Source organism: Paenibacillus sp. JJ1683, from assembly GCF_053006485.1.
Genome location: NZ_CM129820.1, coordinates 3,780,910 through 3,803,254, shown reverse-complemented (window position 1 = coordinate 3,803,254; position 22,345 = coordinate 3,780,910). Strand labels below are relative to the sequence as shown.

The 22,345-nt window shown below is 44.7% G+C and carries 21 protein-coding genes and 1 other RNA gene; 18 read left to right on the top strand and 4 right to left on the bottom strand.

Annotation, left to right across the window (positions count from 1 at the left end; all coding sequences use genetic code 11):
* Positions 1 to 4: 4 nt before the first annotated feature.
* Together ACUC6J_RS16235 and rnpB are read left to right on the top strand one after the other, a co-directional pair.
* The gene (locus ACUC6J_RS16235) at positions 5 to 571 is read left to right on the top strand and encodes a flavin reductase family protein (RefSeq protein ID WP_447249099.1); all 567 of its coding nucleotides are present in this window, start codon (positions 5 to 7) and stop codon (positions 569 to 571) included.
* A 79-nt stretch (positions 572 to 650) separates the two neighbouring features.
* Positions 651 to 1,049, top strand: an RNA gene (rnpB, locus tag ACUC6J_RS16230) — RNase P RNA component class A.
* Between the two features lie 281 nt (positions 1,050 to 1,330).
* Here rnpB and ACUC6J_RS16225 read toward each other — a convergent pair.
* Positions 1,331 to 2,551 carry an aminotransferase-like domain-containing protein gene (locus ACUC6J_RS16225; protein WP_019688045.1) on the bottom strand — a complete coding sequence of 407 codons (1,221 nt, stop codon included), beginning with the start codon at positions 2,549 to 2,551 and terminating at the stop codon, positions 1,331 to 1,333.
* A 116-nt stretch (positions 2,552 to 2,667) separates the two neighbouring features.
* Here ACUC6J_RS16225 and pdxR point away from each other — a divergent pair, with 116 nt between their 5' ends.
* Together pdxR and ACUC6J_RS16215 are read left to right on the top strand one after the other, a co-directional pair.
* Positions 2,668 to 4,143: a MocR-like pyridoxine biosynthesis transcription factor PdxR gene (gene pdxR, locus ACUC6J_RS16220; protein WP_167438394.1), complete on the top strand. Its 1,476-nt coding sequence runs from the start codon at positions 2,668 to 2,670 to the stop codon at positions 4,141 to 4,143.
* Between the two features lie 88 nt (positions 4,144 to 4,231).
* Complete coding sequence (locus ACUC6J_RS16215) at positions 4,232 to 4,462, top strand: hypothetical protein (RefSeq protein WP_013372124.1); 231 nt, start codon at positions 4,232 to 4,234, stop codon at positions 4,460 to 4,462.
* Positions 4,463 to 4,515: 53 nt separating this feature from the next.
* Here the strand turns inward: ACUC6J_RS16215 and ACUC6J_RS16210 are convergent, their stop codons facing one another.
* Positions 4,516 to 6,396, bottom strand: coding sequence for a S8 family peptidase (locus tag ACUC6J_RS16210; RefSeq protein ID WP_447249098.1), 1,881 nt, complete (start codon positions 6,394 to 6,396; stop codon positions 4,516 to 4,518).
* 185 nt (positions 6,397 to 6,581) lie between these two features.
* Here ACUC6J_RS16210 and ACUC6J_RS16205 point away from each other — a divergent pair, with 185 nt between their 5' ends.
* The 6 genes from ACUC6J_RS16205 to thiI all read left to right on the top strand — a co-directional run bounded on the left by ACUC6J_RS16205 (position 6,582) and on the right by thiI (position 11,335).
* Positions 6,582 to 7,088, top strand: a complete 507-nt coding sequence (locus ACUC6J_RS16205) for a YpuI family protein (protein ID WP_430185004.1) — start codon at positions 6,582 to 6,584, stop codon at positions 7,086 to 7,088.
* Between the two features lie 188 nt (positions 7,089 to 7,276).
* The gene (locus ACUC6J_RS16200; RefSeq protein ID WP_447250303.1) at positions 7,277 to 7,504 is read left to right on the top strand and encodes a DUF1540 domain-containing protein; all 228 of its coding nucleotides are present in this window, start codon (positions 7,277 to 7,279) and stop codon (positions 7,502 to 7,504) included.
* Positions 7,505 to 7,545: 41 nt separating this feature from the next.
* Positions 7,546 to 7,941, top strand: a complete 396-nt coding sequence (locus ACUC6J_RS16195) for a hypothetical protein (RefSeq protein ID WP_016821569.1) — start codon at positions 7,546 to 7,548, stop codon at positions 7,939 to 7,941.
* Positions 7,942 to 8,104: 163 nt separating this feature from the next.
* Complete coding sequence (locus ACUC6J_RS16190; protein ID WP_016821568.1) at positions 8,105 to 8,803, top strand: lytic transglycosylase domain-containing protein; 699 nt, start codon at positions 8,105 to 8,107, stop codon at positions 8,801 to 8,803.
* Positions 8,804 to 8,958: 155 nt separating this feature from the next.
* Positions 8,959 to 10,107 (top strand): cysteine desulfurase family protein, encoded by a 1,149-nt coding sequence (locus ACUC6J_RS16185; protein WP_447249097.1) that lies wholly within the window; start codon positions 8,959 to 8,961, stop codon positions 10,105 to 10,107.
* 1 nt (position 10,108) lies between these two features.
* Positions 10,109 to 11,335 carry a tRNA uracil 4-sulfurtransferase ThiI gene (gene thiI, locus ACUC6J_RS16180; RefSeq protein WP_447249096.1) on the top strand — a complete coding sequence of 409 codons (1,227 nt, stop codon included), beginning with the start codon at positions 10,109 to 10,111 and terminating at the stop codon, positions 11,333 to 11,335.
* 68 nt (positions 11,336 to 11,403) lie between these two features.
* On the opposite strand, the gene ACUC6J_RS16175 is transcribed toward thiI, so the two are convergent.
* A complete protein-coding gene (locus tag ACUC6J_RS16175) occupies positions 11,404 to 12,099 on the bottom strand; it encodes a TerC family protein (protein WP_044785349.1) in 696 nt (231 codons plus the stop codon).
* Positions 12,100 to 12,316: 217 nt separating this feature from the next.
* Between ACUC6J_RS16175 and ACUC6J_RS16170 the strand changes: the two genes are divergently transcribed.
* The 5 genes from ACUC6J_RS16170 (at position 12,317) to ACUC6J_RS16150 (ending at position 18,585) form a co-directional block, all read left to right on the top strand.
* Positions 12,317 to 12,976 carry a TerC family protein gene (locus tag ACUC6J_RS16170; RefSeq protein WP_290409420.1) on the top strand — a complete coding sequence of 220 codons (660 nt, stop codon included), beginning with the start codon at positions 12,317 to 12,319 and terminating at the stop codon, positions 12,974 to 12,976.
* Between the two features lie 162 nt (positions 12,977 to 13,138).
* Complete coding sequence (locus ACUC6J_RS16165; protein ID WP_016821563.1) at positions 13,139 to 13,630, top strand: hypothetical protein; 492 nt, start codon at positions 13,139 to 13,141, stop codon at positions 13,628 to 13,630.
* A 293-nt stretch (positions 13,631 to 13,923) separates the two neighbouring features.
* Complete coding sequence (gene typA, locus ACUC6J_RS16160) at positions 13,924 to 15,765, top strand: translational GTPase TypA (protein WP_016821562.1); 1,842 nt, start codon at positions 13,924 to 13,926, stop codon at positions 15,763 to 15,765.
* Between the two features lie 125 nt (positions 15,766 to 15,890).
* Positions 15,891 to 16,952 carry an LCP family protein gene (locus tag ACUC6J_RS16155; RefSeq protein ID WP_447249095.1) on the top strand — a complete coding sequence of 354 codons (1,062 nt, stop codon included), beginning with the start codon at positions 15,891 to 15,893 and terminating at the stop codon, positions 16,950 to 16,952.
* Between the two features lie 301 nt (positions 16,953 to 17,253).
* Positions 17,254 to 18,585: a PhoH family protein gene (locus ACUC6J_RS16150; protein ID WP_017428139.1), complete on the top strand. Its 1,332-nt coding sequence runs from the start codon at positions 17,254 to 17,256 to the stop codon at positions 18,583 to 18,585.
* A 98-nt stretch (positions 18,586 to 18,683) separates the two neighbouring features.
* On the opposite strand, the gene ACUC6J_RS16145 is transcribed toward ACUC6J_RS16150, so the two are convergent.
* Positions 18,684 to 19,769 (bottom strand): coiled-coil domain-containing protein, encoded by a 1,086-nt coding sequence (locus ACUC6J_RS16145; RefSeq protein ID WP_447249094.1) that lies wholly within the window; start codon positions 19,767 to 19,769, stop codon positions 18,684 to 18,686.
* Positions 19,770 to 20,065: 296 nt separating this feature from the next.
* On the opposite strand from ACUC6J_RS16145, the gene ACUC6J_RS16140 reads away from it, so the two are divergent.
* The 3 genes from ACUC6J_RS16140 (at position 20,066) to ACUC6J_RS16130 (ending at position 22,194) form a co-directional block, all read left to right on the top strand.
* Complete coding sequence (locus ACUC6J_RS16140; RefSeq protein ID WP_016821557.1) at positions 20,066 to 20,716, top strand: RsfA family transcriptional regulator; 651 nt, start codon at positions 20,066 to 20,068, stop codon at positions 20,714 to 20,716.
* Between the two features lie 103 nt (positions 20,717 to 20,819).
* The gene (locus tag ACUC6J_RS16135; protein ID WP_025365347.1) at positions 20,820 to 21,800 is read left to right on the top strand and encodes a ketopantoate reductase family protein; all 981 of its coding nucleotides are present in this window, start codon (positions 20,820 to 20,822) and stop codon (positions 21,798 to 21,800) included.
* A 4-nt stretch (positions 21,801 to 21,804) separates the two neighbouring features.
* Entirely contained in the window at positions 21,805 to 22,194 is a 390-nt protein-coding gene (locus ACUC6J_RS16130; RefSeq protein ID WP_013372105.1) for a DUF3397 domain-containing protein, read from the top strand.
* Positions 22,195 to 22,345 lie beyond the last annotated feature (151 nt).

Below are 22,345 nucleotides of genomic sequence, written 5' to 3'. Positions count from 1 at the left end.
TTGTATGCGAAAGATGATAGCCGATTCTGCGATTCATGCCTATCCAGGCATGGTTGCAATTGTTACTTCCCGTTATGAGGGAGTAAATAATGTAATGGCCTCAGGCTGGCATACATATATCGGATCATCACCGGGCATGTATGGCATTTCATTGAGGAAGGAAACGTATTCTTACGGACTGATTAAGAAAAGCGGAGGCTTTGGTGTTCAGTTTCTGCCTGCGCACAGATCGGAATGGATTCAGGCTGTAGGTACCTTTAGTGGTAGAGATGTAGATAAGTTTCAGCAGTTTGGGATTGCATATGAAGACGGAATTTCAGTGGATGTGCCTATATTGCTGGAAGCGTATCTCGCTTATGAGTGTAAAGTAGTGGATATTCATACCTACGGAGATCATGACTGGATTGTCGGCGAAATACAGCAGACCTACCGGGATGATGAACTATTCCTAGATGAGGACGTTCCTGATTTTAGTAAGCTTTCAATTCCGTTATACGTGGGAAGATCTGCTTATTACGTGGCAGATGATTCATTACAGAGAAAGGTACATCCGTTTTATTTGAGCAAGTAAAAAGAGTGCTCTATAATTTACAATATTTTCAGGGTTGTATCATGCACGCGTTCCCTGTATACTATGTAATGTTGTTCGGAAAGTTTAACAGACAATCGCTGGTGGCGTAAGCCACGAGAGGAAAGTCCGGGCTCCATAGGGCAGGATGCTGGATAACGTCCAGTCAGCGCGAGTTGAAGGATAGTGCCACAGAAATGGACCGCCGATGGCCGCTTGCGGCACAGGCAAGGATGGAACCGAGGTGTAAGAGACCCCGAGGAACGCTGGTGACTTCGTTCCTGGTAAACCCCATCTGGAGCAAGACCTAAAGGGACACAGCTTCTTCGCGAAGCAGCCTTAGCCCGAGGTGTGTCTAGGTTGGTCGCTGGAGCTGGATAGCAATGTTCGGCCTAGATAGATGATTGTCGCTTTTAGTGGGAGGGTAGTTCCCGTCTGTACCACGAATAGCACAGAACCCGGCTTACGGAAAACTTTCCCCACTGCAACACCTTAAAATGTATGAATCTATTTTATTAATGAATGACCTGTTTGCATGAGAAATCTTTAATCCAAATGTATTTATTACATTAAAAAGGGTGCGTCATATTCCTGTGGGAATGATGAAGCACCCTTTTTAATGTACAGCCGGATTGCGCAAAATCCGTACATTTATAGAATAAAGCCCCCAGCATAGCACTGGAGGCTTCATTCTGTTTTTTTTGACTTACAAATCCTGTGTCGTATAAACGTGCGAGGATGAGACTTGCAATCAGCACTCTATTAACGCGCGTTTCTTACTACATTTTCCTCCATATACATCTTCAACGCCCGATCCAATCGGTCAACTGCTTTTGGAAGTAGGCTTGGATCGGTATGCGTGAAGTTGATTCGCATATGGTTGCTGCCGCTCAGGTCAGCATAGAAAACTTGTCCAGGCACAAATGCGACTCCTTCCTGAATCGCGAGTTGCAGCAACTGCTCAGAACGGAAGCCTTCAGGTAAGGTAACCCACATAAACATGCCACCAAGTGCATCATTCCAAGTGATTCCTTCCCATTGGCGTTCTTTCATTAACGATGTAAGACGCAGCATACGAGTGTGATACTCAGCGGACACGGTACGTATATGTCCCTCCAAATCAAAGAAGTCCAACAGTTCATTCAAAGCACGCTGGTCAATACTGCTGGAGTGCAAATCAGCAGATTGTTTGGCATTCGCGGTCTTAACGACGATCGCTTGATCGGCCACCAACCATCCAGAGCGAACACCTGGAGCGACAGTTTTAGAGAATGTAGAAGTGTACATTACATGACCGTCGCCACCTAGCTGTTGATCAATAGAAAATAGGGATGGGAAGTTAAGGTTCTCATCAAATTTGAGTCGCCCGTAAGGATCGTCTTCAAAAATTAAAGTTCCGTATTTACGGCATAGCTCAACAACGCCTGTTCTGCGTTCCATACTCCATACACTTCCTGCTGGGTTGGAGAAGGTAGGGATGACATACACAAATTTTGGCTGATGCAGTTTGATTTTGGCCTCAAGATCATCTAATTGCATACCGTTAGCGTCTGTATTTACACTTACAATGTTAGCGCCATAGGAATTGAATACCTGAAGAGCTGCTAAATAAGTAGGGGACTCCACCAATACAGTATCCTGCGGATCAAGCAACACACGTGAAACTAGATCAATGGTCTGCTGCGAGCCTGTTGTCATGAGGATGTTATCTCTGGTGACGGAGATGCCTTGGGATGACATGATTGCTGCCAGACGTTCCCGTAGAGGAATGTATCCCTCGGTTAGGCCGTATTGAAGTGCGGTAGTACCGCCGAGGCGGAATACCCGCTCATAGGCTTTAGCAACCGCTTCGACGGGAAAGAAGGCATCGGCCGGAAGGCCACCTGCGAGAGATAATACATCTGTTCCCTGTGTCAGCTTCAAAATGTCCCTTACCATGGACGAGCCCTGAGTACGAGCCATACCCGAAAATTTGTATTCCAATCCAATCATCTCCTGTGTTCTATACTGTGCTAAGAAATTTGTTGTATTATATCGATAATGAAGTATAACAGTAAACGTCTAAATGTAACAGTTGATTTTTGGAGGGAAGGGTTCCGATGCATATTGATCTCAGCCGCAACAGCAGTGTCAAATTATATTTACAGATTACCAAAACATTAGCGGATCGCATTCAGTCAGGGCTACTACCTCAGGGTACGAAGCTTCCCTCTATCCGTCATCTGTCCAGTCTGCTTGCGGTGAGTCCTGTAACTGTAAGCAAGGCGTATGCCGAGCTAGAGTCCATGAATTTGGTTACGTGCACACAGGGAAAAGGTTGCTATGTGGCGGAAGCTTCAGTCCCGATTTATCGTGAGGGGGCGCAGGATTTGTCTTGGCAGATGTCGCTCATCGATTATTTGCCGCGCGCACAATTATGGAGAAACTTTAACCACAGCCGAAAGGCTACCTATTCTTTTCATATAGCCGCAATACAACCGGAGCTTCTTCCCACGCGCGAAATCATAGCAGATACTCAACGTTTATCCTCTGAAAATTCCGATGTAATGGCTGCATATGGGACTTTTGAAGGTGATTTAGAACTAAGAGAAGTGTTTGCAGACCACTTGAGTGAACGTGGTATACCTACAGTGGCAGAGCAACTGCTTGTGACCAGCGGAGCTCAACAGGGGATTGACCTAGTGGCGCGTACGTTTGTTGGCCCGGGAGATGTGGTCTACATGGAAGCTCCTACCTATACTGGGGCCATTGATGTGTTCACTAGTCGTGGTGCCAAAGTAATTATGATTCCGATGGACGAGCAGGGGATGCGGATTGATATTTTGACACGTCTCTGTGATACCCATCCCCCAAAATTGATCTATACGATACCTACCTTCCACAATCCTACTGGCGTAACTTTGACGGTGGCCAGACGCACGCAATTACTGGATCTGGCTCAAAGTTATCACTGTCTCATTGTTGAGGATGATCCATTTTCCGATCTCTATTACAAAACTAAACCGCCACTCTCTATCAAGGCGCATGATCAATCCGGGCATGTTGTCTATATCAAAAGCTTCAGTAAAACTGTTGCTCCCGGTTGCCGTATAGCTTGTGTAGCGGCAACTGGGAGCGTAATGGATCGTTTAGTGGCTGCCAAGTCAACTACGGATTTGGGAAGCCCTCTATTAACGCAAAAAGCACTGCTACCCTTTATCAGAAATCGACTTGATCAGCATTTTGTTTCATTGCGAGAACAAATTCGTGATCGTCTAACTGTCGCATTGAATACGCTCCAGCGCTATGCTCCGCCAGAGGTTGCCTGGTATGCTCCTGAAGGTGGTCTCAATCTATGGATTAAACTTCCCTCTATGGTGGATATTTCAGAATTGGAGCGGGTAGCTGACCGTGAAGGCATTTCCTTTTTGCCTGGTGCGGTGTGCTATGCAGGTGGTATGGATAGTAATCATATCCGTATTTCTTTTTCGTATGCGGACAAGGAAACACTTAAATCAGGTCTGCGCAAGCTATGTCGTATGTTGGGCGAAATTCTTGATCATTCGGTCATTGTGGAACGAAAGCCTATTTTATAAGGGATAAATGTATTAGGGGGTAAACATCCAAGCACAGCATACGCCTTCTTAATATGCTGTACTAATTCACCGAAAGGAGTTGCACATTATGAGTCATTGCCATTACGACCCGGTTGTGTGCCCGCCGATCCAATTTGTAAATCATCAATTTTACCCACAGGTGGTGCCTGTTGTTCATCCGATTGAAATTATCAATCAGGCGCATGTTATACCTGTGCCCCACCACGTATTTCCGGTGGTTGTCAAGGATCCTGGTGACCCATGCTGTCATACTCGCAGTCATGGAAAGCGGCCTGTCCGTACCAGTTCTAAGCGTTAAGAAAGCTTAAAAAAGCAGCCATGGAGCAACATGGCTGCTTTTTCTGGGGTATCCTAGGCTTCCAGTTTCCTCAATAGGGATTTTAACTTGTCACTGAAATGCTGTGGATAGAATTGCAGGGGAACATACGGACGTTGTGCTGCTTTCAATGCTTTATACACGTCGATTTGACCATACCCAAAATATTTGTCATGTCCTGGTGTGCCCAAATCAATTACGCTGTCTCTCATTAAATCCATTACCTCTTTATTGGTTAGATCAGGGTTAATGGATCGAATCAGAGCAGCTAGCGCTGATACATGTGGACTGGCCATTGAAGTACCCGACAGCGCAGCATATTGATTCCCTGGATACGTACTGGCAATACTTGCACCTGGAGCCATGACGTCCACGTAATCGCCGTAGTTAGAAAAGGATGCGCGGTGCATAGAAGAATCTGTAGCAGAAACGGCAAATACTTCAGGGTATGCTGCTGGATAACCAGGTCGCTCCGTATTATCATTGCCTGTGGCTGCAACTAATACAACATCTTTGTCATAAGCGTATTTGATTGCATCATGCAAAAATGAAGCTTGTGCATAGTTGCCGAGACTCAAATTGATGACCTTGGCCCCGTGATCAGCTGCCCATATAATACCTTCTGCAACCGAGTAAGTCGTACCGGAGCCAGATTGGTCAAGTACCTTGATCGGCATGACCTTGTTGTACCACGTCATACCGGCGACTCCCTCACCATTATTTACGAGCGCAGAAATGATGCCCGCGACATGCGTTCCGTGACCGACGTCATCATAAGGCTTTTCGGACGGGTTGACCACGTTATGCCCTGAAAGAATTTGACCTTTTAGATCAGGATGATCCAAATCCACTCCTGTATCTACAACCGCGACAATTACATCCTTGCTGCCTTTGCTTAGTTTCCAACCTCTGTTGGTTTCGGTAGCAGGCAGGTTCCATTGATAGCGAGAAAAAAGCAGATCATTAGGAATAGAGCTGTCCGCTTTGATAGGTGCTTTCTCATTAGTCAGATACATATAGTGAGGCTCAGCATAAAGTGGATTCCACTTTCGTGAAAAGTATTGCTTTAGCTCTTTAAAGTTCATCTTATCCGAATGAAATACATAAGTATAACCAAGCTTGCGACCTGGCTCACAGTGTAAGTCTGCTGCAATTTCCTGCAGTTGTCGTGAATCGGGATTGTGACGGAAGCGAACGACAATTTCGTTTTCAAAATAATGGCTTGCATTTTCGTTGTCGTGACCCGTTTTGACAGTGATATCGTGCAGTGTGTCAGGGTGTACGGATTCGATTTTGTAGCTACCTTCTTTTGGATAGGGAATCAAACGCAAATTTTTGCGCTGATGCTTCTCCACATCACGTAATACTTGCTGACTGACTAGAGCAGCAACGCCGCATGTTCCATCAGCCGATGGTTCAGCCATGACGAAATATTTACCGCCTTCAACCTGAAAAGCAGCCGATTCATAGGATTTATTTTGCGTGACAGAACGACGAGCTGCAGCCAAGCTGCTTTGAATTTGAGGATGGCTTAGCAGACTTGTCTGTGCTTTGCTACCTGTATAGGTGTTAGTCTTTCCGTCCCTAATGTGAATCCACTGGAGCGTATGAAGATGACTGTGTGATTGCTGCAATGTGTGGGTGAACTGTCTTTTCTGATCGCCAGTTTTACCATTCAGCTCCCGCATTACGTATTGAATATCCTGTCTTGCGTCCATCCGTGTGAGGGTATCTGTAGCGGACAGGTCCAAAGCCAACATTCCTTTTTTAAGCTGCTTCTCCTGCTGTGGTACCATCTTGGTCGTATATTCGGGCTGTGGTGTGTGGCGGTGATCGCGTGAAGGCAGCATCAGTGTGATCAGAAGCACCCCGGCAGCTGCTCCAAGCAGGGGTTTTAACCATTTTCGCCGAGACATGAACCGTCCTCCTTAAGTATTCATAAATTTATGGTTTAGCGTGAGGAGGTTGGCATGTTTTTATACCTTTCAATGCTTATTTGTGGTAGGATAAATACTGAAAATTACAGCTCTTTCGGTTAGAAGGGACTATTTTCGGGTAACCAAATTGATGAACAAGCAACAAATAAGGGGGAGCTGCCTTGATGTCAGCAGTCAACGTACAAAAATTATGTGAGTCGGCGCAGGAGAGACTGAAAACTGTCGTAAAACGTGTGGAAACATTTCTCAATGAGCATGCTCTGCCGCAACTGGCTGTGGATGGCAATGAGGAGTCCGTACTTTTTTACAAAGGTTTTTTGTCGGATCTCCGCCATGTCCTTGTTTTTTCCGAAGTATCCTATGAAAAGCTGGGTGTGGCTTTGCGCCGTGCCAACTTTGACGTCGATTTTGCGGAAAAGGCATTGTATAACGTATACCATGACTGCGTGAACAGCTTTTTTTATCCCAAAAATGAATCTTACGCAGAGGACGGACGCTATGCTTATACGGGACAAGATGCTATCCGCTTCCGTAAAACGCCAGTGCCAGCCGCACGCGAAGTGATCATGGACATTACGAAAAATTTTGAAGAATTGCGTGATGATCTGACTTATTATGAAAGTGATTATTTGACACAGCGCCGGATGCAGACTCGTCGTACTCATGCCTAAAGCATTCAATCCAGAAATTCATTTCTAATCAAAAACTAAAACAAGACAAGCAAGCCGTTTTCTACTTGTTTCCTGCCAGTTTGGAGGAGACGAAGGGAAGCGGCTTTTTTCGTATGTCACCAACTGCCATATGCCATGAACGCATAGGTGCAGACGAGCGGGGGGACAATGAATCCGAGGTGATGATCATGAGCCAAGAGGCCAAGCCAATCGTAAAGTGCAGTGTAGCCAATTGCCATTATTGGGGAGAAAACAACTTTTGCAAGGCAGATTTGATCATGATTGAAGTAGATGGTCAGGCCGGGAAAAAATTTAAAGAAGAATATGCGGGGGAAAGCTTTAGTTCAGAAGAACGTGATAAGGCTGCAACGTCTGCTGCAACCTGTTGCCACACCTTTAAGCCGAAGTCTCTGTAGATTTATTACGCGATTCATTTCCATTTGGAGGTGCAGGAATTATGGAAGATCATGAAAACGATAAGCATAAGAATGAAGAGCATGTTAGCCGTGAACGTGTAGATTATCCTCGTCACGTTCAGGAGCGCTCTGCCAAGCGCCGCCATCATCGTGAGGAATATGCCGCAGAGGTTGCTCCTGGCTCGCCAGTTGTGACCAAACATGAGAACAAGGGTGAAGAGCAGGTTATAAACAATAGTGGTCGTATTTCCGGTTATATTGGGCTGGCTGCTGGTATCGCATCATTGTTTATGTGGTCTATTGTGCTGGGACCCATTGCGGCAGTTTTAGGATTTTTTGCTTATGTAAATGGCAGTAAAACAACTGGTATTTGGTCGATTGGTCTTGGCGCATTGGCAACCTTGAGTTATTTTGCTTTTATCCCGTTTGTGCGCTAACCCTGTTGGGTAAAGGTTCCGATATCTTAGCTCCGCTGTCTTTTCGACAGAAACGGAGCTTTTTTTCATTAAAAAGTATGGAAGTACATAGTAAAAAGTTGTATCATAGCAATAACGACAAGCTATTTGGGATATAACAACTATAGAAAGTTGGGAACACCACATGCAAATTGATCCGCGCGTGTCCAAATCTATGTTAGACATGCAGCTGTTAAATAATATGAGTGCTACGACCCAGACGGGTACAGCGGATGCTTTTTCTGGATTGCTGGAACAAGTAGGTCAGCTGGAAACAGATGATGCTGTCACCCAAGAAAATTCAGGCGATGTTACCAGAGATGAAAACGGCTTGCTCTGGCTACAACTGGGACCTTCGAGGGGAACGGCTTCGCCATTGGCAGTCTATCCGGCTTCTTCCAATGCGGCAACGGATGGACCTACAAAAGCTACAGCGTATGATAGTTTGATTAATGAGGCAAGTCAGAAATACGGCGTTCCGGTAGCTTTGATTAAAGCAGTTATTGATACGGAATCTTCATTTAATCCATCGGTTACTTCTTCGGCCGGAGCCAAAGGACTTATGCAGTTGATGGATGCTACAGCTCAAGGTCTGGGAGTTAGTGACCCCTATGATCCTGCACAAAATATTGATGCTGGCGTACGCTATTTGTCTTACCAGATTAAACGTTTTAACGGACAGGAAAATATGGCGCTGGCTGCGTACAATGCAGGTCCCGGACGGGTGCAGCGGCTTGGAGTAAGTAGTGATGAGCAGTTGATGTCTGTACTGGACAAGCTTCCGGTAGAAACGCAAAGATATATTTCCAAAATTCAGAATGCACGTGAAAAATATACCATCTAAGCCCTATAGCTTATAGCATAAAAGTGCGTAATTTCAATTCGATTAGGTCCGCAGACAGGATCAATATGGGGAAAGGGTGTCGCTGTAATGAAGCGGCCTTTCCCTGTTTTGGTCTTTTTTTGTTGTAGCAGTTGTGGGGCAGAAAGGGGAGTTTGATGAAATATTTTGATTATGCCGCGACAACTCCGCCTTTTGAAGAGGTGATTACAACCGTTGCCGAGGTAATGAGACGCCATTATGGCAATCCATCTTCCATGCATCGGTATGGAGAGGACGCGGATAAGTTGATTAAGCGCTCGCGCGAAGTATGCGCTGCAGCTTTGGGAGTATCTCCTTCAGAGATTGTCTTCACATCCGGGGCAACGGAAAGTAATAATCTTGCCGTTAAGGGAGCAGCTTTGCAGTATCAGACTAGAGGCAAACATATCGTTACTGTATCGACAGAGCATCCGTCTGTGTATGAAGCATGCAAACAGCTAACAAATTTGGGTTTTGAGGTTACTTTTTTACCTGTGGATGAGGAAGGTCATGTGACTGCCGAACAGGTTTGTGCAGCTGTTCGTAAAGATACGATTTTAGTTAGTATCATGCATGTCAATAATGAGACGGGAAGAGTGCAACCGTTGAATGATATCGGAGCTGCGCTGAAGAAACAGTTCCCTCGTGTCCTATTTCATATTGACGGTGTACAGGGGTTTGGAAAGCTGCCGGTTGATATCCGGGGGTGGCAAGCTGATCTGTATAGCCTTTCAGCGCATAAGCTACGTGGACCCAAAGGTGTGGGGTTGCTATTCGTTCGAGAAGGTGTAGAGCTTTTCCCACTGCTTAGTGGCGGCTCTCAGGAGCAAGGGGTTCGTGCGGGTACCGAAAATGTACCATCGCTTGTCGGTATGTCCAAGGCGGTACGGCTGGCGGGCGAACGACAAGCAGAGACAGCACAGCGCATGATTGAGTGGAGAGAACGAGTGGCTGCAGAATTGAAAACAATCCCACAACTGCGGCTGAACAGTGGGAAAGAAGCGCCGCATATTGTCCACTTTTCGTATCCGGGCATGAAGGCCGAGGTACTGCTGCATACGCTGGAGCAATTGGGTGTGGCAGTGTCCACCAAATCGGCTTGCTCTTCAAAATTAGCCGAGCCCAGCCGGGTACTGCTGGCGATGGGCCGCAATGAGGCAGAAGCAGCCGGCGGCATTCGTATCAGCTTTGGTGATGAACATACGGAACAGGATATCGACGAGCTCATACTCGCACTTCGACAGGCTGTAGCCAAGCTGGAATCCCTTGAAAGGTGGAAACGTTAAAATGCACTATGATATGCTGTTACTTCGCTTCGGCGAATTTACATTAAAAGGGAAGAATCGTGCTCGTTTTGAAAAGGCTGTACTGAAACACGTAAAACTGCTGCTTAAGCCTTTTCCAGGTGCCTCTTTGCGCAAGGAATTTGGACGGATTTATGTGGTTCTCGGGGGAGAGCCTTATGAACAGATCATTCAAGTATTGCAAAAGGTGTTTGGCATCACGACGATTAGTCCTGTCAAAATGGCTCCTGTTGAGTTGGATGCTATCATTGAGACGGCTGTAGCTTTAATGCATGAGCTGAACGTAGACGAGGGAACGACATTCAAGGTAAATGCCCGCAGAGTATGGAAGGAGTTTCCCCATTCTTCACAAGAGATGAATCATTTAATTGGTTCTCCTATATTGCGGAATTTTCCGGCGCTGAGGGTCGATGTACGTCAACCTAATATTGAGCTGCGTGTGGAGGTAAGAGAGCAGGCGGCATATATTTTTAGTGATGTTATTATGGCTGTAGGGGGCTTTCCGTTAGGGACGAACGGCAAAGCTATGCTGCTGCTGTCCGGTGGAATTGACAGTCCGGTAGCAGGATGGTCATCCATGCGTAGAGGCTTGGAAATCGAATGTGTACATTTTTATAGCTATCCATTTACAAGTGAGCGTGCGAAAGAAAAGGTTATTGATTTGGCAAAAGTATTAGCAGGATACGCGGGCCGAATCAAAATCCACCTTGTGCCGTTTACAGAGGTGCAGACGGTCTTTACTCGCACTGGGCAGGATAATTTGATTATTACGCTAATGAGGCGGTCTATGCTGCGAATTGCAACAATGCTGGCAGAGCGTGAAGGAGCATTGGCACTCGTGACAGGCGACAGTCTGGGTCAAGTTGCTAGTCAAACGCTATCCAGCATGAATGTGATTGGTCGTTCGACGGAACTCCCCTTGCTGCGACCTCTCGTCATGATGGATAAGCAGGAGATCACAGAAATCGCTAAGCAAATTGGCACCTACGATTTATCCATTCTCCCGTATGAGGATTGCTGTACATTGTTTGTTCCCAAATCTCCCACGACCAATCCGAATTTGTGGGTAGTGCAGAAGATTGAAGCCTCTATTCGGGATTTAAATGCTTTGATCGATCAGGCTGTAGCTACAACGGAGACGGTTGTCCTTGAGGCAGGTGGAGCTGTAGAGGGGCGTAAAGAGGAAGTTATACAGGAAGATTGGTTTTAATAAAAAAGGCAGACCCGCAACAATGTTGGGGTCTGTTTTTATTTGGGTGAGGTTCTTTTGAACCTCTTTCAGATGGCTTTTTCTCGACGGGATACTGCTCTGCGATTTTGAAGATACCCTGTGAGCAAAATGCCAGCCATAACGGTGGCAATAAACAAGATACGCAGCGCCGGATGCTCCGTAAAGTATGGTGCCAGCTTACGTTCTTCAGTGATCATATTAGAGGCCGTATAACCAAGCACAGCCGATCCTAAATAGATGATCCAGGGGAATTTGTTGATCAGCTTGATAAAAAGAGTGCTTCCCCATACAACGATCGGCACACTGATTAACAGGCCCAGCACTACAAGTATCAAATGCTGCTGGGCCGCGCCAGCAACAGCAATCACGTTGTCCAGACCCATTGCCGCATCGGCGATAATAATGGTGCGGATAGCACCCCATAGCGTTGTGCCTGCTTTAACTTCAGCATGATCCTCTTGGTCCACGAGCAACTTATACGCGATCCAGACTAGCATCACACCCCCAATGAGTAACAACCACGGTACTTGGAGCAACCAGAGTACCACAATAGTGGCTGCTATGCGGATGAGCAGGGCACCCCCGGTGCCGTATAGAATCGCTTTTTTTTGCATTGCAGGAGGCAGCTTTCTGGCGGCAAGCCCAATTACAATCGCGTTATCTCCTGCGAGTAGAAGGTCAATAAATATTACATTAAGCAATAGCCAAAAGAACTGAAGTACAGACATGTCAATCGTTCTCATCTCCCTGATTAAACATCATCAAAAACATTGCATGTTGTTTATGTTAATACCCGTTTTTCGGAAATACGATTCATTATATTGCTGTTTGTTATTGAATTCAAGGTATATACTCAACAAATTGGATATCAGTTATTAATAAATGATGACTTATTTGAAATGCCTGCAAGCATAGCCTCGTCCAATTTCGCATACATGTAGGATGGGGGTGTTTGTACATATGGAGCATATCATTTTGCTATTGAAAATATTAATGATTAATTTGGTGCTAAGCGGTGATAATGCAGTTGTTATAGCCATGGCGAGCAAAAACTTGCCTGCAAGGCAGCGAAGTCAAGCAATATGGTGGGGGGCAGTCGGTGCGGTCCTTCTGCGCTGTGTGTTGACTTTTGTAGCTGTTATTTTGCTGGGCATACCTTTTATTCAGGCAGCGGGCGGTTTACTTCTGTTATGGATTGCATTCAAGTTGCTGTATGAGAATGATGATCATGTAGGAGTAAGAGCGGAAACAACCATTTGGAAGGCAATACAAGTGATATTAGTAGCAGACTTTGTGATGAGTCTAGATAACGTATTAGCTATTGCAGCTCTAGCCAATGGGGACATTGCTATTATAGTCATTGGTATCGCAATTAGTATTCCGATTGTCGTCTGGGGCAGCAATGTGATAGCAATCTGGCTTCATCGATTCCCGATCCTTGTTCTGCTGGGATCTGCCATTCTGGCCTTTACGGCAGGAGAAATGCTATTGCGTGATCCCAAATTGGGCATATGGTTAGCAGTCATGGGTGAGGTTATACATGCATGGTTACCGCTCTTGCTGGCCGTAGCAGTTGTCATTGCAGGAATATATCGACAGCTACGGCCCCGTCATATTTGAACGTGGTTTTTTTGGAAAACATCGGCTAAACTAGACATAGGGTTTTGCAGATGCCGGGGAGTTTGCTCGGTTTTTGTAAAAACTCTATATTCATAAAAGTGTACTTAAAAATAACTACATTTAATGACTCAAAAACAAATCCAGCAAACAAAGGAGACCACGATGAATTCCGGAAAAGAGCGTATGATCGGAGTAGGCATTGTTGCCGTAGGACTGATTATTTTGTTGGGGAAATTGGGGACGTTCTCCTTCTTGGGACGCAACCTTTGGCCCTTGCTGATTTTAATACCTGGAATCGTGCTGCATGCAATGTATATGATGCGCAAGGTATCACCCTTTATGTTGCTGCCGGCAGGGATTTTGTCGGTATACGGCTTCCTCTTTTTTCTCTGCAATACTTGGGGATGGCATTTAATGGTCTACTTATGGCCTATGTTCCTTCTAGGTGTGGCGATTGGATTATGGGAGTATGCCATTAATGATATTTCGCTATCTCGCAATGTATACACAGGGAGCGTGCTATTAGGCTTGATATCGGTGCTATTATTAATTATTACCTTGCTAAGTACAGGCATCATGTATATTATTGCCGTTTTGCTGATTGGAGCTGGAATCTGGTTGGTCATAAACAACCGTAGCAAACGCAACTGGTAAACCGACAAGCTGTGCAGATTTCATGGCGGTAAATTACGGAACAGGCAATAATGTCTTGCTTTATGACATATTTCTACTATAATATAATGGATATGAAAAGAGCGTCGGAATGATTTCTGACGCTTATTTTAAGGTTTTCACGCGAATCGGAGAGAGAAGCTGTCTGTATAAAGCCTGAAACATATAGAAGGCTGGCAGGGAGTGGGCCTAAAGAACGATTGTTAGCCTTGAATGAGCATTGCTTCAGGATAGAGACACTATTTTGATATACGGAAAGGATATGGATACAAACCATGCATGCAAGAGAGAACATTCGCAATATTGCGATTATTGCCCACGTCGACCACGGAAAAACGACACTTGTCGATAAGTTGCTTCAACAGTCTGGAACATTTAGAGAACACGAGGCTGTTCAGGAGCGCGCCATGGACTCCAACGATCTGGAACGTGAACGCGGTATTACGATTTTGGCTAAAAATACAGCTATCACTTACAAAGATTACCTGATTAACATTGTAGATACACCGGGACACGCCGACTTTGGTGGTGAAGTGGAACGGATCATGAAAATGGTTGACGGCGTTTTGCTCGTCGTTGATGCTTACGAAGGCTGCATGCCGCAAACGAAATTCGTACTGCGTAAAGCGCTGGAACAAAATCTGACGCCTATCGTTGTAGTCAATAAAATTGACCGTCCGGCAGCTCGTCCAGCAGAAGTCATTGACGAAGTACTGGATCTGTTCATCGAGCTGGGTGCGAATGACGATCAATTAGAATTCCCTGTTGTGTACGCTTCGGCACTGAACGGAACCTCCAGCTTGGATGCTGAAAAGCAAGATGACAACATGCAAGCATTGTACGAAACAGTGGTAGAGCATATTCCATCTCCAACTGAGAAAGTAGATGAGCCTCTTCAATTCCTCGTAACACTGATGGACTATAACGAATACCTTGGCCGAATTGCAGTAGGTCGGGTGAACCGCGGTATCATCAAGCAGGGACAAGCGGTCACAGTTATCCAACGTGATGGCAGCAGTAAATCAGCGCGTATTGAGAAGTTGTTCGGCTTCCAAGGACTGAAACGGATTGAAACCGATCAAGCAGGCGCTGGTGACATTGTGGCGATCGCGGGGATTAAGGACATCAACATTGGTGAAACCATTGCCGATCCAAATCATCCTGAAGCGTTGCCTGTACTGAAAATTGATGAACCTACACTGCAAATGACCTTCTTGGTTAACAACAGTCCATTCGCAGGTCGCGATGGTAAGTGGGTAACATCTCGTAAATTGCGTGAGCGTCTTCTGAAAGAACTCGAAACAGATGTCAGCTTGCGTGTTGATGAAACCGATAGCCCGGATGCCTTTATTGTATCTGGACGTGGTGAATTGCATTTGGGAATCCTGATTGAAAACATGCGTCGTGAAGGTTACGAACTGCAAGTGTCCAAACCGGAAGTTATCGTTAAGGAAATTGACGGTAAAAAAATGGAGCCAATCGAACGTCTCCTCATTGATATTCCGGAAGAAAGCATGGGTGCAGTTATGGAAAGCTTGGGCTCCCGTAAAGCCGAAATGGTCAACATGATTAATAACGGTACTGGACAGGTTCGCTTGGAATTCCTGATCCCTGCACGTGGTTTGATCGGTTACACTACAAACTTCCTGACTTTGACTCGTGGCTACGGTGTAATGAACCATGCATTTGACAGCTATGGACCATTTGTTGGCGGTCAAGTAGGTGGACGTCATCAAGGTGTACTCGTATCCACGGAAAACGGCACCTCTACATTTTATGGTATGCTGGGCGTAGAAGATCGTGGTATTTTGTTCTTGGAGCCAGGGACTGAAATTTATGAGGGTATGATCGTTGGTGAGCATACCCGTGATAACGACATTGTCGTTAACATCTGTAAGGAAAAACAATTGACAAACGTTCGCTCCGCAACAAAAGATGATACAGTTAAATTAAAAACACCTGTTATCTTCTCTCTGGAGCAGGCGCTTGAATACCTGAATGATGATGAGTATTGTGAAATCACTCCTAAATCCATTCGTTTGCGTAAAAAGATCTTGAACAAAGGTGAGCGCGAGCGTGCGGAGAAACAACGTAAAACAGCACAAGCAAATAGTTAATTCATAGGATTGGTCTTTGGCCACAGCGGCGACGCCCGGAAATGGGATGCGCCGCTGTATGTGTTTTAGGATTGTAAACTTGGAGAAAGCTATATTTCTCAAAACGCAGGAAAAGGTGTTGAAGCATGAGTAATCTTTCGAATGGATTGCCTCCCCGGACACAAAGCGGGAAAAAATCCGCCAAACCGAAAAAAACGAAAAAGAAAAAAAGCTTTTTCAGATCGTTTATGAAGTTTGTCTTATTTCTACTCATTATAGGTATCTTGGCAGCAGGTGGTTATACCTACTATATTTACAATCAGGTAGAGGAAGTTTTGGATACTGGAATCAACAAGGAAGTGCCCAAAACGCAATTAGCTGAGGCTAAGCCTTTGACTATTTTATTGCTTGGAACCGACTATCGCCCTGACCATCCGACGTATTTGTCAGATGTTATTATGGTAGCTACATTGAACCCTAGTACAAAATCGTCTACCATTGTGTCCTTGCCTCGTGATACGCGTCTAGAAATGGATGGGTATAAACCACGCAAGCTGAATGAGTATTATCCGGTGTTTAAGGCTAGAGAGAAAGACTCTGGTGAAGTTGCTGAAGAGCAAATGAAGAAGATGATCGGCAAATATTTAAACATTAATATTGATTATGTAACGGTTATTAACTTCCAGGGCTTTAGAGATGTTGTAGATAATCTAGGTGGCGTAGATGTAACGGTTGATAAAAATATGTGTTATCGAGACCGTGCTGATGGCACCGATATTAACTTGACAGCTGGGGCCAAGCATTTGAACGGTGACCAAGCTCTTGATTTTGTTCGCTACCGCAAGTCGAATTGTCGTCCGAGAACGGCTGAATCTGACGACTTTGATCGCAATCGTCGACAAAATCAGGTGCTTCATTCCCTAATTGACCAAATGCAATCCTTTAATGCTTTGACCAAGTTTAGTGCAATTATTAAATCGGTTGATAAGAATATGATGACTGATATCGAGTCACAGCAAATGAAAAATATCGTACAAACCTATTGGAATATTTCCAAGCAAAATGTAAAATACAATCCTGTACTAGGAACGTGGCGTAGCCCTTATGTGTACATTGATGAGCAACAGCTCGATTTGGCCAAACAAGCGCTACAAGAGGAATTAGCCAAAAAAGCAAGCGACAGCACTGAAGCTTCTTCCAATTCCTGAGTATGTATCTTTTTCCCCGCTTATGTTATACTCGCAGCGAGTAAAGCTCTTATATAGCATAAGGGGGTTGAGGTATGTCTAAATTTAAAGTGAACCCAGTCTAGGTCCAGTGAGCAATCACTGGGCCTTTTGTGTCTAATTTTAAAAATGTACAGGCTCTGAGGCTATCTTCAGCTACACTTTTCGTTGCATTATGCTGTTTTGGGGTTCTTTTTTCAGGGAATCAGCAAGTATTGGGTAGCCAGTGAATAGGTATAGGTATGAAACATGAGATTGTCCACGCCGCTTTGGAGGGGATTTAATGAAGAAAATTTTTGTGCTGGATACGAATGTGCTACTGCATGATCCGAAAGCCATTTTTACCTTCAAAGAACATGAAGTTGTTATTCCAGCTGTTGTTCTGGAAGAAATCGACTCCAAAAAACGCAACGCGGATGAGATTGGACGGAATGCCCGTAATGTATCGCGATTGTTGGACGGGTTGAGAGAAGTGGGGCATCTTCACAGTGGAGTTCCACTTCCCCAAGGGGGAAGGCTTAAGGTTGAGTTAAACCACCGGAGTTTTTTGAAAGTTCAGGAGATGTTCGGGGAGGTTTCGAACGATAACCGGATTTTGGCAGTTGCCTTAAATTATCATTTGGAAGAACAGGAGCGATCTGATCCGCGTTCGGTGGTGTTGGTTAGTAAAGACGTATTAGTCAGAATCAAGGCAGATGTATTGGGGCTGCTGACTGAAGACTACCTATCCGATAGAACGGGCGATCCAAGTGAGTTGTACCCCGGATACTCAGCGATACAGGTGCATCCGTCCATCATAGATGAATTTTACTCTAACCGTTTCTTACCAATCAAACCACTGAAACTACCTTATACACTGTATCCACATGAATTTGTTATTTTGAAAGATGAAATGGGCACTGGAAAATCAGCATTGCTGAAAGTAAACCAGGAGGCAGAGCGATTAGAACCTTTGTACTTAAGTAACGAATCGGTGTGGGGAATCAGCGCGCGTAATGCTCAACAACGGATGGCATTGGAGCTTTTGCTTAATGATGATATCCCTCTTGTGACGATTACTGGAAAAGCAGGTACAGGCAAAACGCTACTGGCACTGGCGGCGGGGCTGCTTAAAGTAGAGGATGAGCATCGCTTCAAGAAACTGTTAATTGCTCGGCCTGTTGTTCCTATGGGCAAGGATATCGGTTATTTACCGGGAGAAAAGGAAGAAAAGCTTCGCCCCTGGATGCAGCCAATCTACGACAATCTGGAGTATCTGTTTGATGCCAAAAAATCTGGGGATATCGACAAAATTTTGATGGGCTTGGGCAGTATTCAGGTGGAGGCGCTCACTTATATTCGCGGACGTTCGATACCTGGGCAATTTATTATTATCGATGAGGCGCAAAATTTATCCCGACATGAGATCAAAACGATTGTGTCTCGGGTAGGTGAGGGAAGTAAAATCATTCTGATGGGAGATCCGGAGCAAATTGATCATCCTTACCTAGATGCAGCCAGTAATGGCTTGACCTATGTGGTGGAGCGGTTTAAGCAAGAAGGGATTAGCGGACATATTATGTTGGAAAAAGGAGAACGCTCCAAGCTCGCGCAGTTGGCAGCTGATCTGTTATAACCCCTGATCGTTGTTACAAAACAAAAGACCTCGGGAACATCCCGAGGTCTTTTGTTTTGTTCATATCAAAAATCAGAACAATGTAGGTGAGCAAAAACTTACTTAAAACTTAATTCGAGCTTAACTTCAAGAATACCTTTTAAAGCATGTACTTCTGTAGCTTTGACGTATGATATAAGCTGCTGTGGATAGAAGCCGAGATCAAAATCTTCTTCCAGTTTGTTGCGAGTCGTGTCCGGCAATTCCAGTCCGTTAAATACCAGTCGATCTACATGAAATAGAATGGCATTTTTGGGTTCATTCTCTACTGTATAGTGACCTTCTACCCTCAATTTCATCGTTCCTTGCTGACCTTCTACCACAATCTGATCCTGCACGAAGGAAAAGTTGAAGTGATTAAACAATTCATTCTCTGACTTTAAAAAACGGTTAAATTCTTCTTCACGAATGCTTATCGTAATGATTTTTCCATTTGTAATCATAGCACCTTGCTGTTGTTGAATGAATTGGGGTAAATCCTGCATTGCTTGAGCTAATGCTTTAAAGTGTTTATTTACCTCGTATACCCCTACATTCTCCCAATAAGCTGTCATTTCGCCAATTAACTTGCGTAGAGTATCAGGATTATCGCTGGCGTTAACGCCGTCATCTACACGCGACTGAAGTTGGAGAATCCGTTTACGTTGTGCCAGTAGGTTTGTTTTAACCGTCCCCAATTCCGTCGTGGCTTGGGCGACTTGCTGCTCTGTTTTTCGCATAAATTGATAATTGGCTTCGTATTCCTGAAGCACATCCTGATCGTGACTGATCAATAATAAGTAATAATCGTACAAAGAGAGAAGTTGCTTTATACTTTTAGCCCCTAGCACTACACTCAGCAGCTTGTCCCTTTCTCCCATATAGTAAGATCGCAGCACAGAACCTGCACGCTTACGTTGTAGGTTCATTTGATCCTGTTGATCAGCTAGACTACTACGCAGTTCCTGCTGACGCTGTAAAAGAGCCTGCTGTTCCTGACTAATCCGCTCGATTTCATGGTCGATCTCCACGATAGACAGGCTATCTTGTAAAATCTGATTTTCTTCAGGAGAGGGAGCGGCCAAAGTAGGACGTACATATATGGAAGTCAGCATCATTATGAGGACCAGCAGGGTGCAGATCGTGATTTTTATTCGTTTATTCATTTAGTTTCCCCTTTTATGTATTCCAGAAAAAGACTAATGGTAATGTATATGATCCTTTTTTATTCTTTAACCATTCATTTTATTGTACAGCAGTCAGAGCATGCGTGAAACCCGAAACTGTTTACTTCACGTATGAGTTCTGGCAGAAATGGAAATACAATTTAGTATCAAATAGATTCTATGAACTCTACGAGAGGCATAGGAATGAATAAACAGCTTTTATACCCTATTCAAATACCGGCAAGATCGGTTCATGAAGACGGTTATTTCAGGATGTTGTTAGGAGGGCTAGAGGCATGACTGCAATAAGACAAGATGCATGGAGTGCGGAAGATGACTTGATATTGGCGGAGGTGACATTGCGGCATATCCGGGAAGGTGGAACACAGCTCGCTGCGTTTGAGGAGGTTGGACAAAAAATAGGTAGAACCTCTGCGGCATGCGGCTTTCGTTGGAATAGCTGCGTGCGCAAACGTTACGATGAAGCGATTAGCATTGCCAAAGCGCAGCGCCAGAAGCGCAGTTATATTCGCAAGCAGAGCCCAGTAGGTGTATCGCAGGTAGCGGCCTTTGCCACGCTCGATACAGTCGAAGGGGGATACAGAACCGATGGCACGAGTGAAGATACGTTATCTATTGATGCCGTAATTCGCTTCTTGCGTCAATGGAAGGGATCTGTGCAGGAGACTAATCGGCAGATTAAGATGCTGGAGAAAGATTTGCGGGAAAAGGAAGAAGAATTAAATCAGCTTCGCTCCATTAATGACCGGCTGTCCAAAGAAGTGAATGATGTGCAGACCGACTATCGTGTTGTAAATGATGATTATAAAGCTCTGATTCAGATTATGGACCGTGCCCGGCGTTTGGCTTTAATCACTGAAGATGAGGAAGAGCTTAAATCCAGGTTCAAAATGGATGCTAATGGGAATCTGGAACGCATTGAGTAGCAAGATTACAATAGCTATCTAAATAAAACGTCAACTATCGCTTGGCCGTAGTTGGCGTTTTTTGTTATTACATTGGAGTGCATATGATATAGTAGAAAAAAAGATGGAAGCGAGACGATACAAAGTGATTGATATTATTGGAGCGGGTTCGCTGGGATTGCTGTTTGCCGGGAGATTATCGGCCTCGGGTGCTACAGTAAGGCTGTGGACACGAACACTTGAACAGGCACACATCATTGCTCGTGAAGGGATTACTGTGCTTGATAAGGAGGGGCAGGTAGCTGTTCATGTATCGGGGGACCAATTAAAGGTAGCGCCATTGGCAGATTGGCAACGGTTAAATTCACAGACTTCGGCACGGTGGATCATGTTTTTGACCAAACAGGGGGCGATAGAAGAAGTATTAGAGCAGATCCAGCCTGCGGCTCAAACGGAAACAGGTACAGGGATTATTTGTTTGCAGAATGGAATCGGTCATATAGAACGCATCAGGCAGGCGTGGCCTAAAGCTGTAGTATATCCTGCTGTGACAACCGAAGGAGCCAAGAAACAAGGCGCAGCATCCATTGTGCATGCAGGATTGGGCGTGACTGAAATTGGATATTCGGAGGAAGTAGAGGGAGAGCATAACACTGATTTCAAACAATATGTGCTAAATCGGCTGCTTGCAGCAGGATTTGACGTTTGCTTGTCGAAAGAAATCGAGAAAGGGATTTATCGCAAGTTGTTGATTAACGCTGTGATCAATCCACTGACAGCCGTATGGCGAGTTCGGAATGGCGAGCTGCTATCGGAGCCTGTTCGAATACATATGATGCGTAAGCTGTATGATGAAGGCATTCAAGTATATGAAGCTCATGGTATCCGCTGGGAAAGCGCATGGTGGGATCAAATTATGGATGTTTGCCAGGCAACGGCAGAGAATCACTCGTCTATGCTAGCTGATGTACTTGCACATTCCATGACCGAAGTTGCTTCCATTAACGGGCAACTGGTGCAGATGGCAAAGCGAGCTGGGATTAGTGCGCCAACTCATGAGGTATTGTGGCAATTAATTGAAGGAATGCGGCTAAAAGAGGGGTGATCAGTTGAGTCTTATACAAGGTACTATTATCACTTTCAGTATTCTTCCCTTTTTTCCGTTTTTGATCGTGTTTGCGGTTTGTCGCTACATTCTTAAAATGGAAAAGAAGAAATCATTGCTTACTTCTATGGATATTACCACTTTTTTTCTGATATTTTCCGTCGCAGCACTCTTTAATGTCCTATTTACATCCCGATTCGGTTTTTATTTGATTCTACTGCTCTTGTTACTGGCATTGGGTTTAATTGGAGGAGCTCAAAACCGAATAAAAGGAAAGGTTGATGGTAAAAGATTATGTAGAGCGGTCTGGAGATTAACTTTTATGGCGATGACATTGGCGTATACTTTGTTGACTGTTGTTGGTATATTTAAAAATATATTCAACTCTATGTGATGAAATATGACATGAAATGATGAAAAAATATGAATTAATCATGTTTTTTTGAAAAAAAAGCTCAATTTGAAGAAATGTAATGTAGATTTTTTTGACCGCTGGTTGTATAATCTATAAACATATACCACTTTAGAACTAGGGGGAAAACGCT